Source organism: Pseudomonas sp. PSB11, from assembly GCF_014596605.1.
Classification (GTDB): Bacteria; Pseudomonadota; Gammaproteobacteria; order Pseudomonadales; family Pseudomonadaceae; genus Aquipseudomonas; species Aquipseudomonas umsongensis.
The window spans coordinates 40,206-56,339 of record NZ_NOIO01000002.1 but is presented as its reverse complement, the minus strand read 5'-3'; the positions used below and the strand labels follow the sequence as shown (position 1 = coordinate 56,339).

General features: G+C 61.0%; 17 protein-coding genes. 7 read left to right on the top strand and 10 right to left on the bottom strand.

The window, feature by feature from the left end; genetic code table 11:
* Positions 1–225: 225 nt before the first annotated feature.
* Positions 226–1,095 carry an oxaloacetate decarboxylase gene (locus CGA21_RS03260; protein ID WP_110753048.1) on the bottom strand — a complete coding sequence of 290 codons (870 nt, stop codon included), beginning with the start codon at positions 1,093–1,095 and terminating at the stop codon, positions 226–228.
* A 259-nt stretch (positions 1,096–1,354) separates the two neighbouring features.
* On the opposite strand from CGA21_RS03260, the gene CGA21_RS03255 reads away from it, so the two are divergent.
* A complete protein-coding gene (locus tag CGA21_RS03255; protein ID WP_110753044.1) occupies positions 1,355–1,930 on the top strand; it encodes a histidine phosphatase family protein in 576 nt (191 codons plus the stop codon).
* A complete protein-coding gene (gene cobF / locus CGA21_RS03250; protein WP_188263510.1) occupies positions 1,927–2,682 on the top strand; it encodes a precorrin-6A synthase (deacetylating) in 756 nt (251 codons plus the stop codon). The genes CGA21_RS03255 and cobF overlap by 4 nt, the downstream gene beginning before the upstream one ends.
* Here the strand turns inward: cobF and ftrA are convergent.
* Positions 2,661–3,665, bottom strand: coding sequence for a transcriptional regulator FtrA (gene ftrA, locus CGA21_RS03245; protein WP_110753040.1), 1,005 nt, complete (start codon positions 3,663–3,665; stop codon positions 2,661–2,663). The genes cobF and ftrA overlap by 22 nt on opposite strands.
* A 101-nt stretch (positions 3,666–3,766) precedes the next feature.
* Here ftrA and CGA21_RS03240 point away from each other — a divergent pair, with 101 nt between their 5' ends.
* The 4 genes from CGA21_RS03240 to CGA21_RS03225 all read left to right on the top strand — a co-directional run bounded on the left by CGA21_RS03240 (position 3,767) and on the right by CGA21_RS03225 (position 7,510).
* Positions 3,767–4,186, top strand: coding sequence for a rhodanese-like domain-containing protein (locus tag CGA21_RS03240; protein ID WP_188263509.1), 420 nt, complete (start codon positions 3,767–3,769; stop codon positions 4,184–4,186).
* A gap of 364 nt (positions 4,187–4,550) precedes the next feature.
* On the top strand, positions 4,551–5,330 hold the full coding sequence (locus tag CGA21_RS03235) for an ABC transporter substrate-binding protein (RefSeq protein WP_020800005.1): 780 nt from the start codon (positions 4,551–4,553) through the stop codon (positions 5,328–5,330).
* 187 nt (positions 5,331–5,517) lie between these two features.
* Positions 5,518–6,630, top strand: coding sequence for a succinylglutamate desuccinylase/aspartoacylase family protein (locus CGA21_RS03230; RefSeq protein WP_188263508.1), 1,113 nt, complete (start codon positions 5,518–5,520; stop codon positions 6,628–6,630).
* Positions 6,631–6,793: 163 nt separating this feature from the next.
* Positions 6,794–7,510 carry an alpha/beta hydrolase gene (locus tag CGA21_RS03225; protein ID WP_110753034.1) on the top strand — a complete coding sequence of 239 codons (717 nt, stop codon included), beginning with the start codon at positions 6,794–6,796 and terminating at the stop codon, positions 7,508–7,510.
* 3 nt (positions 7,511–7,513) lie between these two features.
* Here CGA21_RS03225 and CGA21_RS03220 read toward each other — a convergent pair whose 3' ends face one another.
* From CGA21_RS03220 to CGA21_RS03195, 6 genes are all read right to left on the bottom strand, one after another.
* Entirely contained in the window at positions 7,514–8,086 is a 573-nt protein-coding gene (locus tag CGA21_RS03220) for a hypothetical protein (protein ID WP_179054372.1), read from the bottom strand.
* A gap of 154 nt (positions 8,087–8,240) precedes the next feature.
* Positions 8,241–8,915: a glutathione S-transferase family protein gene (locus tag CGA21_RS03215; RefSeq protein WP_188263507.1), complete on the bottom strand. Its 675-nt coding sequence runs from the start codon at positions 8,913–8,915 to the stop codon at positions 8,241–8,243.
* A gap of 83 nt (positions 8,916–8,998) precedes the next feature.
* Complete coding sequence (locus CGA21_RS03210) at positions 8,999–9,787, bottom strand: hypothetical protein (RefSeq protein ID WP_110753028.1); 789 nt, start codon at positions 9,785–9,787, stop codon at positions 8,999–9,001.
* Between the two features lie 230 nt (positions 9,788–10,017).
* Positions 10,018–11,199 (bottom strand): acetyl-CoA C-acetyltransferase, encoded by a 1,182-nt coding sequence (locus CGA21_RS03205; RefSeq protein ID WP_188263506.1) that lies wholly within the window; start codon positions 11,197–11,199, stop codon positions 10,018–10,020.
* 11 nt (positions 11,200–11,210) lie between these two features.
* A complete protein-coding gene (locus CGA21_RS03200) occupies positions 11,211–11,876 on the bottom strand; it encodes a CoA transferase subunit B (RefSeq protein WP_110753024.1) in 666 nt (221 codons plus the stop codon).
* A 36-nt stretch (positions 11,877–11,912) separates the two neighbouring features.
* Positions 11,913–12,611 (bottom strand): CoA transferase subunit A, encoded by a 699-nt coding sequence (locus CGA21_RS03195; RefSeq protein WP_020800013.1) that lies wholly within the window; start codon positions 12,609–12,611, stop codon positions 11,913–11,915.
* Positions 12,612–12,752: 141 nt separating this feature from the next.
* Here CGA21_RS03195 and CGA21_RS03190 point away from each other — a divergent pair, with 141 nt between their 5' ends.
* Positions 12,753–13,670 (top strand): LysR family transcriptional regulator, encoded by a 918-nt coding sequence (locus CGA21_RS03190; RefSeq protein ID WP_188263505.1) that lies wholly within the window; start codon positions 12,753–12,755, stop codon positions 13,668–13,670.
* Positions 13,671–13,785: 115 nt separating this feature from the next.
* Here the strand turns inward: CGA21_RS03190 and CGA21_RS03185 are convergent, their stop codons facing one another.
* Together CGA21_RS03185 and CGA21_RS03180 are read right to left on the bottom strand one after the other, a co-directional pair.
* Positions 13,786–14,628, bottom strand: a complete 843-nt coding sequence (locus CGA21_RS03185; protein ID WP_188263504.1) for an NAD-dependent protein deacetylase — start codon at positions 14,626–14,628, stop codon at positions 13,786–13,788.
* Between the two features lie 141 nt (positions 14,629–14,769).
* Complete coding sequence (locus CGA21_RS03180; protein ID WP_033042194.1) at positions 14,770–15,816, bottom strand: class I SAM-dependent methyltransferase; 1,047 nt, start codon at positions 15,814–15,816, stop codon at positions 14,770–14,772.
* Positions 15,817–16,134 lie beyond the last annotated feature (318 nt).

Below are 16,134 nucleotides of genomic sequence, written 5' to 3'. Positions count from 1 at the left end.
TCCGGGGACACTGCCCTCCGGTTGGCTTCGCTGCACCTACATGCAGCGTGTTCGACTGCGTCGAACGGCGCTGCGCGCCACTCCCCGGATGAACACCGGAACGAGGCCTCCCGAAGGGGCGGGTGGATCAAGAGCAAGAGCAAGAGCAAAAGCAAAAGCAAAAGCAAAAGCAAAAGCAAAAGCAAAAGCAAAAGCAAAAGCCGGACAGAGCCAACCCTTCAGCCCTTACTCTTTAACGTGCATGAACTCCTCCGCCCAACGGATGTATTCCTCCGGCTGGGTGTAGGTATGCGTCAGTTCGGTAGCGCTGAGATCTGCCGCCTGGGTAAATATCTGGCGCTGTTCGCGCAGGCTGTCGTACGTCGCCTTGATGGCGGCGAAGTAGGCGCCGTGGCCATCGATGACGACTCGCACGCCCAGCTCGGCGAGGCGTTTGTCGTCACGCAACAACGGATTGCCGTAGGTCACCAGCATCAGGGGCACGCTCAGGTGTTCGGCAATCTGCTCCAGGTGGTCGAAATCCTTTACCCCCACCATGCAGATGCCGTCCGCGCCGGCGGCCTGGTACTGCTTGGTGCGGCTGATGATTTCCTGGACCGGCAGGATGCCTGCATGGGTGCGGGCGATGATTGCCATTTCCGAGTCGCACCGGGCTTCCAGTGCCGCGCGAATCTTGCCGACTCCTTCGGCGACCGTGATCAGGTCCGTGGATTTTCGGCCAAATTGTGCTGGCAGCAAGGTGTCTTCGATGGTCAGTGCAGCCACGCCGGCACGTTCCAGCTCAACGATGGTGCGCATGACATTGAGCGCGTTGCCGTAACCGTGGTCGGCGTCGGCAATCACCGGCAATTGGGCAACGCGGCCGATACGGGTGGCCTGTTCGGCGAATTCGCTGAGGCTGATCAACGCAAAGTCCGGGGCGCCAAGGACCTGCAACGACGCGACCGAGCCACCAAGGATCCCCACCTCGAACCCGAGGTCAGCGGCGATGCGGGCCGACATCGGGTCGAAGACCGACGCGGTGTGATAGCAAGTGTTGGAGGCGAACAGTTGGCGAAAATTGCGGCGCAAATCTTGATGAGAAAGCCTGGACATATGAGTTCCACCAATGGAAATGGAAAGGCTTGAGCAAAAGTGTCAACGCCGAAGAAGTGGAAGGCTATCACGTGGGCCGGTCTGAAATGATGACGAATTTGCAGGTTTTCCGGCCAAGACATCAACTTTCTGGCGAGTCGGGGCTCTCCCGCATCGAAAAAAATGAAGCCCCCCTGGCGATCTGTCTTACGGCACAATTGTGCAATGACTGACGACCAGGCACTGATTTTTCCTATTTACCGCGTAGAGTGATTTTCTCGTGCAGGCAACCCGTTTGACCTTGATCTGCCACGCTCGAACCCAGGCACAGAAACTGGCGCGTTTTCCTGTGGACGAACCCCTGGAGATGGATTGGCAATCGGCGCGTGGCTCTCGGGGCGCTCGATTCTCGCCGGCAACGCGCCTGCTGTGTGCTCCAGAGTTACGTACACGACAGACCGCCGAGCTGTTCGGTACGCCCGTTGAAATCGTCGACGCCCTGCGCGATTGCGACTTTGGTCATTGGCGCGGCATGCGAATCAGCGACCTGCAAAAAAACCAGGGCGAACGACTTCAGGCCTGGCTTGCCGACCCGCGCTCGGCACCCCACGGTGGCGAGTCGGTGGCGCAAGTCGGCAAACGCGTCGCCGCCTGGTTGAAAACCCTGGAAGCGCAGCCTGGCCATGTACTTGCCGTGACCCATCCATTCGTCATGCGTGCCGCATTGATGCACGTACTGCAGGGGGCGGCCTTCAACCTGATCGATGTAGAGCCGCTGTCGACCATAGACCTGCAGTTCCACGGTTGCTGGCGGCTGCGGCTGTCGTGCAACGATAATGAGAGAATGCCTCGATGAAAAAACTGCTGGTCATCGGCATCGGCGCCGGCAACCCTGACTACATCACCCTGCAGGCCGTGAAGGCGCTGAATCGGGTCGATGTTTTTTTTATCATGGACAAGGGCCAGAGCAAGGATAAGCTGATCGACCTGCGCCGCGAGCTCTGCGAGCGCCATATCACCGATCCCCACTATCGTTTTGTCGAAGCCTCGAGCCCGGAACGCGAGCGTGGTGACGTCGACTACAGAACCAGCGTCGATGCGTTGAACCTGGCCAAGCAGCGAACCTTCGAGCGGTTGATCAATGAAGAACTGGCCGATGGCCAGTGCGGCGGTTTTCTGGTGTGGGGCGACCCGGCGTTGTACGACAGCACCATTCGCATCCTGCAGGCGATCCTGGTTTCAGGCACCTGTGCCTTCGAGTTCGAGGTGATTCCCGGCATCACCAGCGTCCAGGCGCTGGCCGCGCAGCACAAGGTGGCGCTTAACCAAATAGGCCGCTCGGTTGAAATCACCACCGGCCGGCGCTTGGCCGCGGGGCAGGTGAGTGATGCCGACAGCCTGGTGGTGATGCTCGACGCCCAGGATGCTTATCAACATGTGGAGGATCGACAGACAGAGATTTACTGGGGCGCCTACCTCGGGACGCCGGATGAAATCCTCATCAGCGGCAAGCTCGAGGAGGTAGCGCAGCAGATCGAGCGGGTGCGCAAGGCGGCCCGGCAGGCCAATGGCTGGATCATGGACACCTATCTATTGCGCAAGCCCTGAAGCACGCCTCGGGAGAGGCGCTTGTCCGTTTGCCCAAACCGTTCCCGATACACTGACGGTGGCAGGCCGACCACATTGCGAAATGCCACGCGAAAGCTTTCCACTGAACGATAACCACACAGCTGGGCGATTTGCTCGGTGTGCTGGTCGGTGCTTTCCAGCAATTCCCGGGCACGCCCCAGGCGTTCATGTTGCAACCAGGTCTTGGGCGACTGGCCGCTGGCTTCGGTGAAACGGCGCAGGAAGGTGCGCTCGCTCATGGCGGCTTCGCTGGCCAGGTCGCGAACCTCCAGCGGTTCGTGCAAACGCTCGCGTGCCCACTGCATAACGCGCGAAAGATCGCTGCGCGGCGTAGGACTGACCGGTGCCGGAATGAACTGTGCCTGGCCCCCGGTGCGTTGCGGTGACATCACCAGGCGCCGCGCCACCGAGTTGGCGACCTGGGTACCGAAGTCCCGAGCCACCAGGTGCAGGCAGGCGTCGATACCGGCTGCGCTGCCGGCCGAGGTGATCAGCTGACCCGAGTCGACATAGAGCACGTCTGGGTCCACCAGGATATTCGGGAAGCGCTCGGCCAGTTCCGCGGTGTAGCGCCAGTGAGTGGTGGCGCCGCGACCGTCGAGCAAACCGGTGGCGGCCAGTACGAACACCCCCGAGCAGATTGATAATAACCGCGCGCCCCGCGCATGGGCCTGGCGCAGGGCCGCCAGCAATGCCTCAGGCACGGCTGCATGACGATCGCGCCAGCCGGGAATGATCACGGTCCGGGCTTGCTCCAGCAGCTCCAGGCCGCCATCGGCCAGTACCCGGATGCCGCCCATGGCGCGCATCGGGCCGTGATCGACGGCCGCGATCTGATGGCTGTACCAAGGGAAATCGAACTCTGGCCGCGCCAGCCCGAAGATCTCCACGGCGATGCCGAATTCGAAGGTACACAGGCCGTCGTAGGCCAGAATCGCGACCAGCCCTGGGGAAGCATGCATTTGGCGGAAAATTCCCGGTGAGTGTCTTGTGCGCCACTTTAGCCCCTGGCGCCGCGTAGATAAAGTCTGTTCACACCCACCGACCTTCCGGAGCTCTGCCCATGACCAGCCTCGTGCGTGAAATACCAGCCGCCCCTTCAGCCATTGCCTTGATGCATTTCAGCAACCGCCTGACATTCGAAACCGACTGTTCCGACGTCTATGCCAGCCAACAGGCCGGTGAAGTCGATTTTGTCCTGGTGGATGTGCGTGGACCGTTGGCGTTCGACCGGGGGCATGTACCGGGCGCGATCAATATTCCCGGGCGTCTGCTCACCGCCGATAATTTGCGTGACTACCCCAAATCCAGCCTGTTCGTGGTCTATTGCGCCGGCCCCCACTGCAACGGCGCGAACAAGGCGGCGGTGAAACTGGCGGCGCTGGGTTACCCGGTCAAGGAAATGATCGGCGGCGTGACCGGGTGGCTGGACGAAGGGTTCGCGTTGAGTACGGCGAGTGCCGTTGTCGGTTGTGCGTGCTGACCCCCCTGTAGGAGCGAGCATGCTCGCGATACACCTGAGAACGCCGCGGGGTGTCAGGTACCCCGCGTCATCGTTGACGACCATCGCGAGCCTGCTCGCTCCTACGTGTCGGTGGCGACAGCGGATCGACGTCTCGGCAAACCTCGTCCTTTGTAGGAGCGAGGTGGTTTTCTATCGGACGTTGCACCGCTTTAGCGCATACCGGATTCGCTTGCGCGTCGCTGGCCACTTTCCATAAATATTTGTCGCCTGCAAATAATTTACCCTGTGAAGGCCGCTCTAGACTGCCGGCCACTTCGGTTTCCCGGCCACAAGCTACCAACCGAAAGTTGCCAATAAAAGTCTCCGCACACAGGAGTTATAAATGAAAAAGCTAGTGATGTTCGGTGCCCTGGCACTGTCGATGTTGTCCCTGACCGCCGTGGCCGCGGATACCAAGCCCATCCGCATCGGTATCGAGGCCGGTTACCCGCCGTTCTCGATGAAAACCCCTGACGGCAAACTCACCGGTTTCGACGTGGACATCGGCGACGCACTGTGCGAGCAGATGAACGTCAAGTGCACTTGGGTCGAGCAAGAGTTCGACGGCCTGATTCCTGCGCTGAAGGTCAAGAAAATCGACGCCATCCTCTCGTCCATGACCATCACCGACGACCGCAAGAAAAACGTCGACTTCACCATCAAGTACTACCACACCCCGGCGCGTTTCGTGATGAAGGAAGGTTCCGACGTCAAAGACCCGTTGACCGAGCTCAAGGGCAAGAAAGTCGGTGTCCTGCGTGCCAGTACCCATGACCGTTTTGCCACCGAAGTGCTGCAACCGGCAGGGATTATCCTGGTGCGCTACGGTTCCCAGCAGGAAGCGAACCTGGACATGGTGTCCGGTCGCGTCGACGCACTGCTGGCCGATTCGGTCAACCTCGACGACGGTTTCCTGAAGACCGACGCCGGTAAAGGTTTCGCTTTCGTGGGGCCTGAGTACAACGACCCGAAATACTTCGGCGGTGGCGCCGGGATTGCCGTGCGCAAGGGCGATACCGCCCTGGCCGAGCAGTTCAACAAAGCCATTACCGAGATCCGCGCCAACGGCAAGTACAAGCAAGTGCAGGACAAGTACTTCAAGTTTGACGTTTACGGCGAGTAATCGAGCCGTTCAAAAAATGGCCCCGTTGACGCGGAGGCCATTTTTTTATGCTCATGATTTATCCTGCCAATCACATTGCTCAATGTAGGAGCTGCCGCAGGCTGCGATCTTTTGATCTTGCTTTTAAAAAATCAAAATCAAAAGATCGCAGCCTGCGGCAGCTCCTACAGAGAATCGGAGTCTTCCCATGCAACGCATCGACCATTCACTGCCCTGGAGCCACCTGGGGACCGAGCGCACCCTCAGCGTGTTTCGATATGGCGCAGGCACCCGCAAAGTCTATATCCAGGCCAGCCTGCACGCTGATGAACTGCCAGGCATGCGCACGGCGTGGGAGCTCAAGCAGCGCCTGGCGGAACTGGAAAGCCAGGGTCAACTGCAAGGCCTGATCGAACTGGTGCCGGTGGCCAACCCCATCGGTCTCGATCAGCACCTGCAAGGTAGCCACATGGGTCGCTTCGAACTGGGCAGCGGCAAGAACTTCAACCGCTCGTTCGTCGAACTCAGCGCACCGGTAGCGCAGCGCGTGGGCGATCGCCTGGGCAGCGATGCCGAGGCTAACATCGCCCTGATTCGCCAGGCCATGGGCCAGGTACTCGACGATCTGCCGGCCCCGGCGTCGCAACTCGAAGCAATGCACCGCCTGTTGCTGCGCCACGCCTGCGACGCCGACATCACCCTCGATCTGCATTGCGACTTCGACGCGGCGATCCACCTCTACGCCTTGCCGCAACACTGGCCGCAGTGGCAATCGCTGGCGGCGCGCCTGAAAGCCGGGGTGGCGTTACTTTGCGAAGATTCCGGCGGCAGTTCCTTCGACGAATCCTGCTCTTCGCCCTGGTTACGCCTGGCCAGGGCTTTCCCCGAAGCCGCCATCCCACCGGCCAACCTGGCAACCACGCTGGAGCTTGGCAGCATGGGCGATACCCGGGTCGATCAGGCCCGGGCCAATTGCGAGGCGATCCTGGGCTTTCTCGCCGAGCAGGGTTTCATCAAGGGCACCTGGCCCGTGGCACCGAGCGAGTGCTGTGAGGGCATGCCGTTCGAAGGCACTCAATACCTGTTCGCACCGCATCACGGCGTGGTCAGCTTCCTGCGCGATGCCGGTGAATGGGTGGAGCAGGGCGATGCGCTGTTTGAAGTGGTCGACCCGCTGAACGACAAGCTCACTACCGTGCGCGCGGGCACCAGTGGCGTGTTGTTCGCGATCGATCGTGGTCGCTATACGCAACCCGGCACCTGGCAGGCGAAAGTGGCGGGGCGCGAGCCGATTCGGGTTGGGAAGTTGATTAACGATTGAGGGGAGATTCATTGCACGCCTCGTGATCGATGGATGCACAGGGTGAGAGGGGAGGCGCCCGGGTCTGGTGCAGTCCGATTCCGCAATCGTGCCACTGTTGGGAGTCGCTCCAACGAAGGTGCTAGGCTCTGTCCTGAATCCTGCGCACGGTGAAGGAAGGTTTATGCTGAAGTTTCTCGCTCTGTTCACGCTGCTGGCATCCGCCACTGTCCACGCTCAACCCGCCCTGCAAACCGATCTGCCCCTCAAGTACATGGAACAGGTCAACCGCGATTCCCGCGGGCAGCCGCTGGTGATTTTTCTCCACGGCTATGGCAGTAACGAGCAGGACCTGTTCGGCATCAAGGATGAGTTACCCAGCGAATACAACTACCTGTCGGTGCGGGCGCCGATGGTGATGCAAGAGGGAAGTTACCAATGGTTTCGCAAGAAAGGCGAAGGGGCCTACAACGGCGAGACAGATGACCTGAAGTCCAGCGGCCAGTTGCTGCTGGAGTTCATCGCACAGGCGACGAACAAATATCACACACAACCGCATAAGGTTTTCCTGGTGGGTTTCAGCCAGGGGGCGATCATGTCCTACGAAGTCGCCCTGCGGCATCCCGAGGCGGTGGGCGGGATTGCCGCGTTGAGCGGGCGGATCCTGCCGGTGCTGCGATCCGAACTCAAACCGGATGAAAAGCGCCAGTCGCTGGCGATTTTCATTGGCCATGGCACGGCGGACCAGCGCCTTCCCTTGGGTGATGGCAACGAAGCCAACAGCCTGTTGCAAAGCGTATCACTGGAGCCCGAGTTCCACGCTTACCAGGGTGTCGGCCACAGCATCAGTGCCGAAGAATTGCAGGACTTGAGCGCCTGGCTGCAGCGCCTCAACCCCTGAGGCTTATTTGCCGCTGACGATCTGCTTGATCAGGGTTTCGTGGGCTGCCATGTCGCCGGGGCGGGAGATGACCTGAATCACGGTCATGTGATTGCCCGATGCCGCCATCAACGTGGTGTTGAGGGTCGTGCCGCCGCCCTGGGTGGCGGTGCTGTCGACCTGGCGCACGCCCAGGCCTGTTGCCTTCAGGGTCAGGCTTTTTTCGCTGAGTTTGTTGTAGTCCGGCAGGGCTTTGTGTTGCGCCGAGTCGAAATCGGCCGCGGTGTCGTCGAGAAACTCGCCGTCGTTGTCCTTGACCTTGACCCCCTCGGGCAGGCTGTTTTGCGCAGCGATCACCACGGTCTTGGTGGTTTCATTGGCGTACATGGTGCCGCTGGCGCCCGTGGGGCTGGCTGGCAACGGGTTGGCAATGAAACCCTTGGGCAGGGTGAAGGTGAACTTGCCGTCGAGCATCGAGACCTTCTGTCCCTGCACCGTCTCTTTGGCGGGGGCCTTGGCCGCCTGCACAGTCAAAGCCCCCAGGCTGGCAGCCGCTGCCAGCAACAGGACAACGGCTTTTTTACTCAACAGTGACATTCGAAAACTCCAGGGATGGTCGCGCGGTGGGGGGCGATCATCCCATGGAGGTCGTGACGCATTCCAGTGCGGGCTAACGGACGGTCACTCACTCCAAAGAGCAGGCGCGCGCCTTGATCCTTCATTTTCATCACCTTCGAATGTCGTGAACGTCTTACCGGGCCTGGTTCTGCGGGAACAGATTGCGGCGAGTTTCTTCGTCGAATTCGGCCTTGAGCACCAGCTTCTCTTTCAGGCCCAGGGCTCGCTGGGCCGCCGGGCGGACGCTGATTTCGTCAAACAGACGCTTGACGTTGGGGTAGGCCGCCAAGCCGTTTTCGCCAAGGATGTACGGCGCATAGTTGGCCCAGCCCCACAGTGCCATGTCGGCGATGCTGTAGCTGTCGCCAGCCAGGTACTGATGGTCGGCCAGACGCTGGTCGAGTACGCGATAGTGGCGTTCGACTTCCTTGAGGTAGCGATTTTTCGCGTAGGGCAGGTCCTCTGGGGCGTGATGCAGGAAGTGCACGGCCTGGCCGGAGAACGGCGACAGGCCGGTGGCAATGAACATCAACCATGACAGCAACTCGGCGTTGCCGGCAGCGCTGCTGGGCAGGAAACGCTCATGCTTTTGCGCCAGGTGCAGCAGGATGGCCTGGGAGTCGAAAACCGTCGCGTCGCCATCGACCAGGGCCGGAACCTTGGCGTTCGGGTTGATCGCGAGGAAGGCTGGCAAGTGTTGCTCGCCCTTGAAGGTGTCAACGCCGATCAACTCATAGGGCGTTTGCAATTCTTCGAGCAGCAGGGCGACTTTCATCGGGTTCGGCGAAGGATGGAAAAAGAATTTCATGGTGTAGGCCTCAGTCGGGAGTGGTTTGGAACTGAGGCTGATGGTGGAGCAAACCTGTTCGATTGACGTACGAGGATGTTGCGCTACTCGTTCGAAATGGTTGAACGTGTTGCCAGAGGAGCGGGTTTCGCCAGCAACCGCCTGGTGACGCCGAGCATGGCCACGGAGACGGCCACGCCCACACCAAAACCCATCATGCCCATGCTGGGCAAGGTCAGCGTCACGACCAGGCAAAAAGCGGAAAATGAATACATCCCGGTGGCCGTTGCCCGCAGTAACGCGGCGGTAAACGCCGGGCCTCGGGTTTGCTGGGAGAACACCGCCATTACACTGCCCAGCACCGGGAACACGGCGAGCAGGCCGCTCCAGCGGTCGCCAACGGTGCTGGCGAGCCAGGTGACGGCCAGGGTCAGCAAGGCGCCGGCAATCATGCGCAGCAGCAATTTATCGGACTTTGGCGCCGGTCCTGAAACGATTGGCTGCACGGCCGGGAATAAGTGCGGCGCGGCCAGCAGTGCAGTGGCGGCGGCAATCACCGAGAGGGGGAGCGACGGCGGGAGCAACGACAGGACCACGGCAACCAAGGCCCATACCAGGAGCGAAATCGTTAATGCGAGCGGCCATTTTGCGCGTTGCGCGACCTGCGCATAGGTCACGCAGAAGGCAATCATCGCGAACATCGCCGACAGTGCGGCCATGGCCGACTGGGCGGCGAATGCCTGGCCTTGCTCGATGGCAAGGAACAACAGGATAGGCCCGACCACCACCGGCAACCCCGACAACCAACCCGCCACGCTTGGCCCCCAGCGTTTGCCCGCCAGGGAGATCAGTAGCAGAAAGCCAGGAATGACCAGCAATTTGAGCATCAACACGCGCAGTTCTCCGACCTGTGTATGGGCGGCAACGTTAGCATCTGGCGGGGTGATTTGCTCTATGGTTGAGCACTTTTTGTATACAAAATGGAGTGCCCGCTGGCTCCTACACGGAGGACGAGCCGTTCAGCCAATAAAGAAACCCGGTACGACGTGAATCGCACCGGGTGTTTTGCCAGGCGGCGGCGGATCTTCGTGGGTCCCCGCGCCGTCTGTTAAACGCTGTCGTCTTAAGCCCGTTCGAGCGCCAAGGCCACGCCCTGACCACCACCGATGCACAGGGTGGCGAGGCCTTTCTTGGCGTCACGCTTGATCATTTCATGCAGCAGGGTCACCAGGACACGGCAACCCGAGGCACCGATCGGGTGGCCGAGGGCGATAGCGCCGCCGTTGACGTTGACCTTGTTCAAGTCCCATTCCAGGTCCTTGGCCACGGCCAGCGATTGCGCGGCGAAGGCTTCGTTGGCTTCGATCAGCTCAAGCTGGTCGATAGACCAGCCGGCCTTGTCCAGGCAGCGGCGAGTGGCCGACACCGGGCCGATGCCCATGATTGCCGGGTCCACGCCCGCGTTGGCGTAAGCGGCGATTTTTGCCAGTACCGGCAGGCCCAGGGCCTTGGCTTTTTCGGCACTCATCAGGATCACGGCCGCAGCGCCGTCGTTGAGCGACGAAGCGTTGCCAGCGGTCACCGAACCGTCTTTCTTGAAGGCCGGCTTGAGCTTGCCCAGGGACTCGGCGGTGGTGCCGGCCCGTGGCTGCTCGTCGGTGGCGAAGGACAGCGGATCGCCCTTGCGCTGTGGGATCAGGATCGGGGTGATCTCATCGACGAAACGCCCGGCTTCGATGGCGGCCACGGCTTTCTGCTGGGAAGCGGCAGCGAAGGCATCCTGCTGCTCGCGGCTGATGTCGTACTTCTGCACCAGATTCTCAGCGGTGATGCCCATGTGGTAATCGTTGAACGCATCCCACAGGCCATCGCTGATCATGGTGTCGACGATTTGCGCGTTACCCATGCGCAGGCCGGTGCGGGCACCGGGCATGACGTAGTTGGCCAGGCTCATGTTTTCCTGGCCGCCAGCGATGATCACCTCGGCGTCGCCGCAGCGGATCGCCTGGGCACCCAGGTGCAGGGCCTTGAGGCCCGAGCCGCAGACCTTGTTCAGGGTCATGGCCGGTACGGCAAACGGCAGGCCCGCCTTGACGGACGCCTGGCGCGCGGGGTTTTGCCCGGCACCGGCGGTCAACACCTGGCCCATGATCACTTCATCGACTTCGGCCGGGTCCAGACCAGTTTGTGCCAGCAATTGACGGATCACCGCCGCGCCCAGGTCAACGGCGGAAACACTGGCCAGGGAACCCTGGAAACTGCCGATCGCGGTGCGTGTGGCGGCAACAATGACGACTTCTTGCATGGAATGATTCCTCACTGGTCAGCGAACAGCATTTCCGGAACGTGGTCCGGGACGATCAGTTTACCAGCGGTTTTGGCGACGATTTCTTCAACGCTGACGCCAGGTGCGCGTTCCTTGAGGACAAATGCGCCATTCTCGATTTCCAGGTAAGCCAGGTCGGTCAGCACGCGCTTGATGCAACCGGCGCCGGTCAGCGGCAGGCTGCATTGGGACAGCAGCTTGGACTCACCGTCCTTGGACGCGTGGGTCATGATGACGATGATGTTGTCTGCGCCAGCCACCAGGTCCATGGCGCCGCCCATGCCCTTGACCAGTTTGCCGGGGATCATCCACGAGGCGATGTTGCCTTGCACGTCGACCTCGAAGGCGCCCAGCACGGTCAGGTCAACGTGGCCACCGCGGATCATTGCGAAGGACTCGGCCGAGGAAAAGATCGAGGCGCCGATACGGGCGGTCACGGTTTGCTTGCCGGCGTTGATCATGTCGGCATCGATGGTTTCTTCAGTTGGAAAAGGACCCATGCCCAGCAGGCCGTTTTCCGACTGCAGCATGACTTCCATGCCTTCGGGGATGTAGTTGGCGACCAGCGTCGGAATGCCGATGCCCAGGTTCACGTAGAAGCCGTCCTGCATTTCGCGGGCGACGCGTTGAGCCATTTGTTCGCGGGAAAGTGCCATTGTCGTTATTCCTTCATTCGGTCCGGGGGCAGGGGATCACTTACGTACGGTGCGCTGTTCGATGCGCTTCTCGAACGTGCCGCAGATGATCCGGTCGACGTAGATGCCAGGGGTGTGGATCTGCGACGGCTCCAGCTCGCCGGGTTCGACGATTTCTTCGACTTCGACCACGGTGATCTTGCCGGCGGTGGCAGCCAGCGGGTTGAAGTTCTGGGCGGTGTGGCGATAGATCACATTACCGAAATGGTCGGCTTTCCAGCCTTTGACGATGGCGAAGTCACCGGTGATGGATTCTTCCATCAGGTACTTGCGGCCATGGAATTCGCGCACTTCCTTGCCGTCGGCGACGGGAGTGCCGACGCCGGTGGCGGTGAAGAAGGCCGGGATGCCGGCACCGCCTGCGCGCATTTTTTCAGCGAGGGTGCCTTGGGGGGTCAGGATGACTTCGATTTCGCCCTTGAGCAGTTGCTCCTCGAACAGCTTGTTTTCGCCAACGTAGGAGGCCACCACTTTGCTGATCTGGCGGTCGGTGAGCAGCACGCCGAGGCCGAATCCGTCGACGCCGCAGTTGTTGGAAACGACGGTGAGGTCGCGAGTGCCTTTGCGCTTGATCTCGTTGATCAGGTTCTCCGGGATCCCGCACAGGCCGAAGCCACCGGCGATCACGGTCATACCGTCTTCAAGACCGGCCAGGGCTTCCTCGTAGGAACTCACGCGCTTGTCGAAACCTGCCATATGCACCTCTTTTATTCTTTGTGGGCGGCTGGCTAGCCGAATGGGAATGAGTGTCGCGCGACAAGATTAATTTGTTAAGTTGATTTTTAATGTTGATTAATGGATAAAACTCAACAATCTAATGCGTTGGAGACAGTGACCATGACAGTCAAGCAGATCCGCGCCTTCCTGGCTGTGGCCCAAAGCCTCAGTTTTGCCGTGGCCTGCGAGCGCCTGCACCTGTCGCAATCGGCCTTGAGCCTGACCATCAAGGCACTGGAGGAGGGCCTGGGCGGGCGATTGTTCACCCGCAACACACGCAATGTGGCGTTGACCGCCGAAGGCGAAACCCTGGTGCCGCTGGCGCGCCGCCTGATCGCCGATTGGGACAATGCCGAGGATGAGTTGCGCCAGCGCTTCACCCTGCAGCGTGGTCGAGTGACCCTGGCGGCCATGCCCTCGTTTGCCGGCAACCTGCTGCCGCCGATCCTCAAGACATTCCGCGTCCGCTATCCGAAAGTCAATGTCACGGTCAACGACGTGATCAACGAGCAGGTGCTGGAAATGGTTCGCGACCGCCAGGTGGAACTCGGCGTGGCGTTCGAGCCGACCATGAGCTCATCGCTGCAATTCACGCCGCTTTACATGGATCGCTTCGTGGCAGTGGTGCCCCAAGACTCACCGCTGGTCGAGCTCGAGGAAATCGACTGGCAGACCTTGCTCAAGGAGCCGTTCATTACCTTGCAGCGCCCGTCGACGGTGCGGGTGATGCTGGAGGAGCATTTGCAGCCCCGGGGCATGAAGCTGCCGGTGGAGTTTGAAAGCCATCAACTGGCGACGGTCGGGCGGATGGTTGCCAGTGGGCTGGGCGTGAGCGTGGTTCCGGCCTTGTGCGTGGGGCAGATGCGTGAACTCGGAGCGCATTGCATTACCTTGCGCGACCCGGTATTGGAGCGGGCCATTGGCGTGCTGACCTTGCAGGGAGGGGAGCTGTCTGCGGCGGCGCAGGCGTTGTTTGATGTGCTCAAGGAAGAAAATCTCGGCCAACAACTTTCCCCTGGGCTGAACAAACCCCTGTAGGAGCTGCCGCAGGCTGCGATCTTTTGATCTTGTTTTCTGGCGGTGCTGAAATTGCTGAGGATCAAGATCAAAAGATCGCAGCCTGCGGCAGCTCCTACAAGGGGGAGGTGTTTTGTCAGGCGGAGAGGCGCTGTGCCAGTAACGGCAGCAACTGCTCGCACGACCCCTCGATTTTCAGGTCCAGCATGTCATCCGCCCGTGTCTTGCCCAGGTTGATCGCCAGCAGTGGCTTGCCCTGATCCACCACCGCCCGGCACAGGCGAAACGCCGAGTACGCCATCAGCGACGAGCCAACCACCAGCAACCCGGCGGCCTTTTCCACCGTGGCCAGCGCTTTCGCCGCCGTGTGCTGCGCAACGTTCTCACCGAAGAAAACCACGTCCGGCTTCAACCGTTCGCCATTGCAATGCGGGCAGAGCGGAACCTGGAAGCGTGCCTCGAAGCCCGGGTCGAGCAAGGTGTCGCCGTCCGGCGCCTGCACTGCGTCCACGCCTGCGAGGTAGGGGTTCTGGGTTTCCATCAACTGCTGGATCGAATCGCGCTCGCTACGTCTTGCGCAGTCCAGGCACAGTACCCGGTGCAGGCTGCCGTGAAGTTCGATCACATCATGGCTGCCAGCCTGGTCGTGCAGGGTATCGACGTTCTGCGTGATCAAGCCGCCAATCCGTCCCGTGCTTTGCAAGCGGGCCAGGGTGTCGTGGGCCACGTTCGGTTGCGCCTGGCGCACCCGCGGCCAGCCAAGCATCGCCCGCGCCCAATAGCGCCGTCGGGATTCGGGCGCCGAGAGAAACTCCTGATACATCATGGGCTGGCGGCCACGGCGTACGCCCTGATTGTCTCGGTAGTCCGGAATGCCCGACGGGGTACTGATACCGGCACCGGTCAGGACCGCGAACGGCTCGTCGGCCATGAGCTGTTGGAGCTGGTCGAGTTGTTCCTGGAACTGGCTATCGAGCATCTCAATACCCCGCAAACCTGTAGGAGCGAGCACGCTCGCGATGGACGTCAACGATAACACTGGCGGCCTGACGCCCCGCGGTGTTTCGTCTTCAATCGTCGGAACGCCGCCCGGAACATGCTCGCTCCCACAGAAGGGGGGCTATTTACGTGCTTCGAGGATCAGGTTGAACGGCGTCTCCGTGGCCCGTCGGAATGTGCTGAACCCCGCCTCGCTGAACACCTTGCGCAACCGGGCTTCACCTGCTTGTGCGCCAAGGCCCAGGCCGACTTCCTGGGACAGCGAATTGGGCGTGCAGATGAAGGTGGAGGCGGCATAGAACAGCCGGCCGACCGGGGTGATGTTGTCGTCCAGCGAGTCGTTGGCGAACGGCTCCACGAGCAATACCGTGCCATCCGGCTTCAATGACTCGTACGCGTGCTTGGCCGCGCCCACCGGGTCGCCCATGTCGTGCAGGCAGTCGAAGTAGCAGACCAGGTCATAGTCGTTGCCGGGATAGCTCTTGGCCGTACCCTGGAAGAACCGTGCCCGGCCGGACACGCCACCTTCTTCGGCGCGCTGGGTGGCAACGGTGACGGACGGCGCGTGGTAATCGAAACCAACGAACCGCGAGTTCGGGTAGGCCTGGGCCATGATCACCGTCGACGCACCATGACCGCAGCCAATGTCAGCGACTTTGGCGCCTTCCTCCAGTTTGGCCACCACGCCGTCCAGGGCCGGTAACCACTCGGCGATCAGGTGCGCCTTGTAGCCGGGCCGGAAGAAACGTTCGGTGCCGCTGAACATGCATGGGTGGTGATCGCCCCACGCCAGGGCACCATCGCCGCGCATGGCCTTGACCAGTTTGTCCTTGTCATGAAAAAACGATGCAACTACGCCGATGCCACCCGCCACGTAGACCGGCGAGTCTTCCACGGCCAGTGCCAGGGCTTGTTCTTCGGGCAGGCGGAATTGACCGTCGCTGTGTTCCATATAGCCGGAAGCTGCGTGGGCGCTGAGCCATTCGCGCACCAGGCGAGGGTTGCAGCCGGTCTTCTCGGCGAGTGCTTCGGGCTTGACTGGCTGGCTGTCGGCCATGGCCCGGTACAGGCCGAGCTCTTCACCAAGGATGACGTTGGCCAGCATCGCCGCGCCGCCCATGTCGCCTACCAGTTTGCCCATGAAATCGTTGAGTTTGGCCTCGTCCATCACGTGTGCTCCTTTTGCAGGATCAGAGTCCAGTGGCGGTGTTTATCGAGGCGTTCGCCCCTGGGCGGTGGTCGTGGAATGGACAGGACGATCAACTCGTCCTGTGTGGATTAAGTTTAGTTCTCAGGGGCTGTGGCGCCGTCCCAAGCGACGAAAACCAATGTCCCTGATCGACGCGGCCCCTTGTGGGAGCGAGCCTGCTCGCGAAGGCGGTGAATCAGTCAAAATCTCTTGGACTGACAGATCGCCTTCGCGAGCAGGCTCGCTCCCACAGGGAGGGTATTTGGCAGTCCCTATGCATGTATCCCAATGTATCCA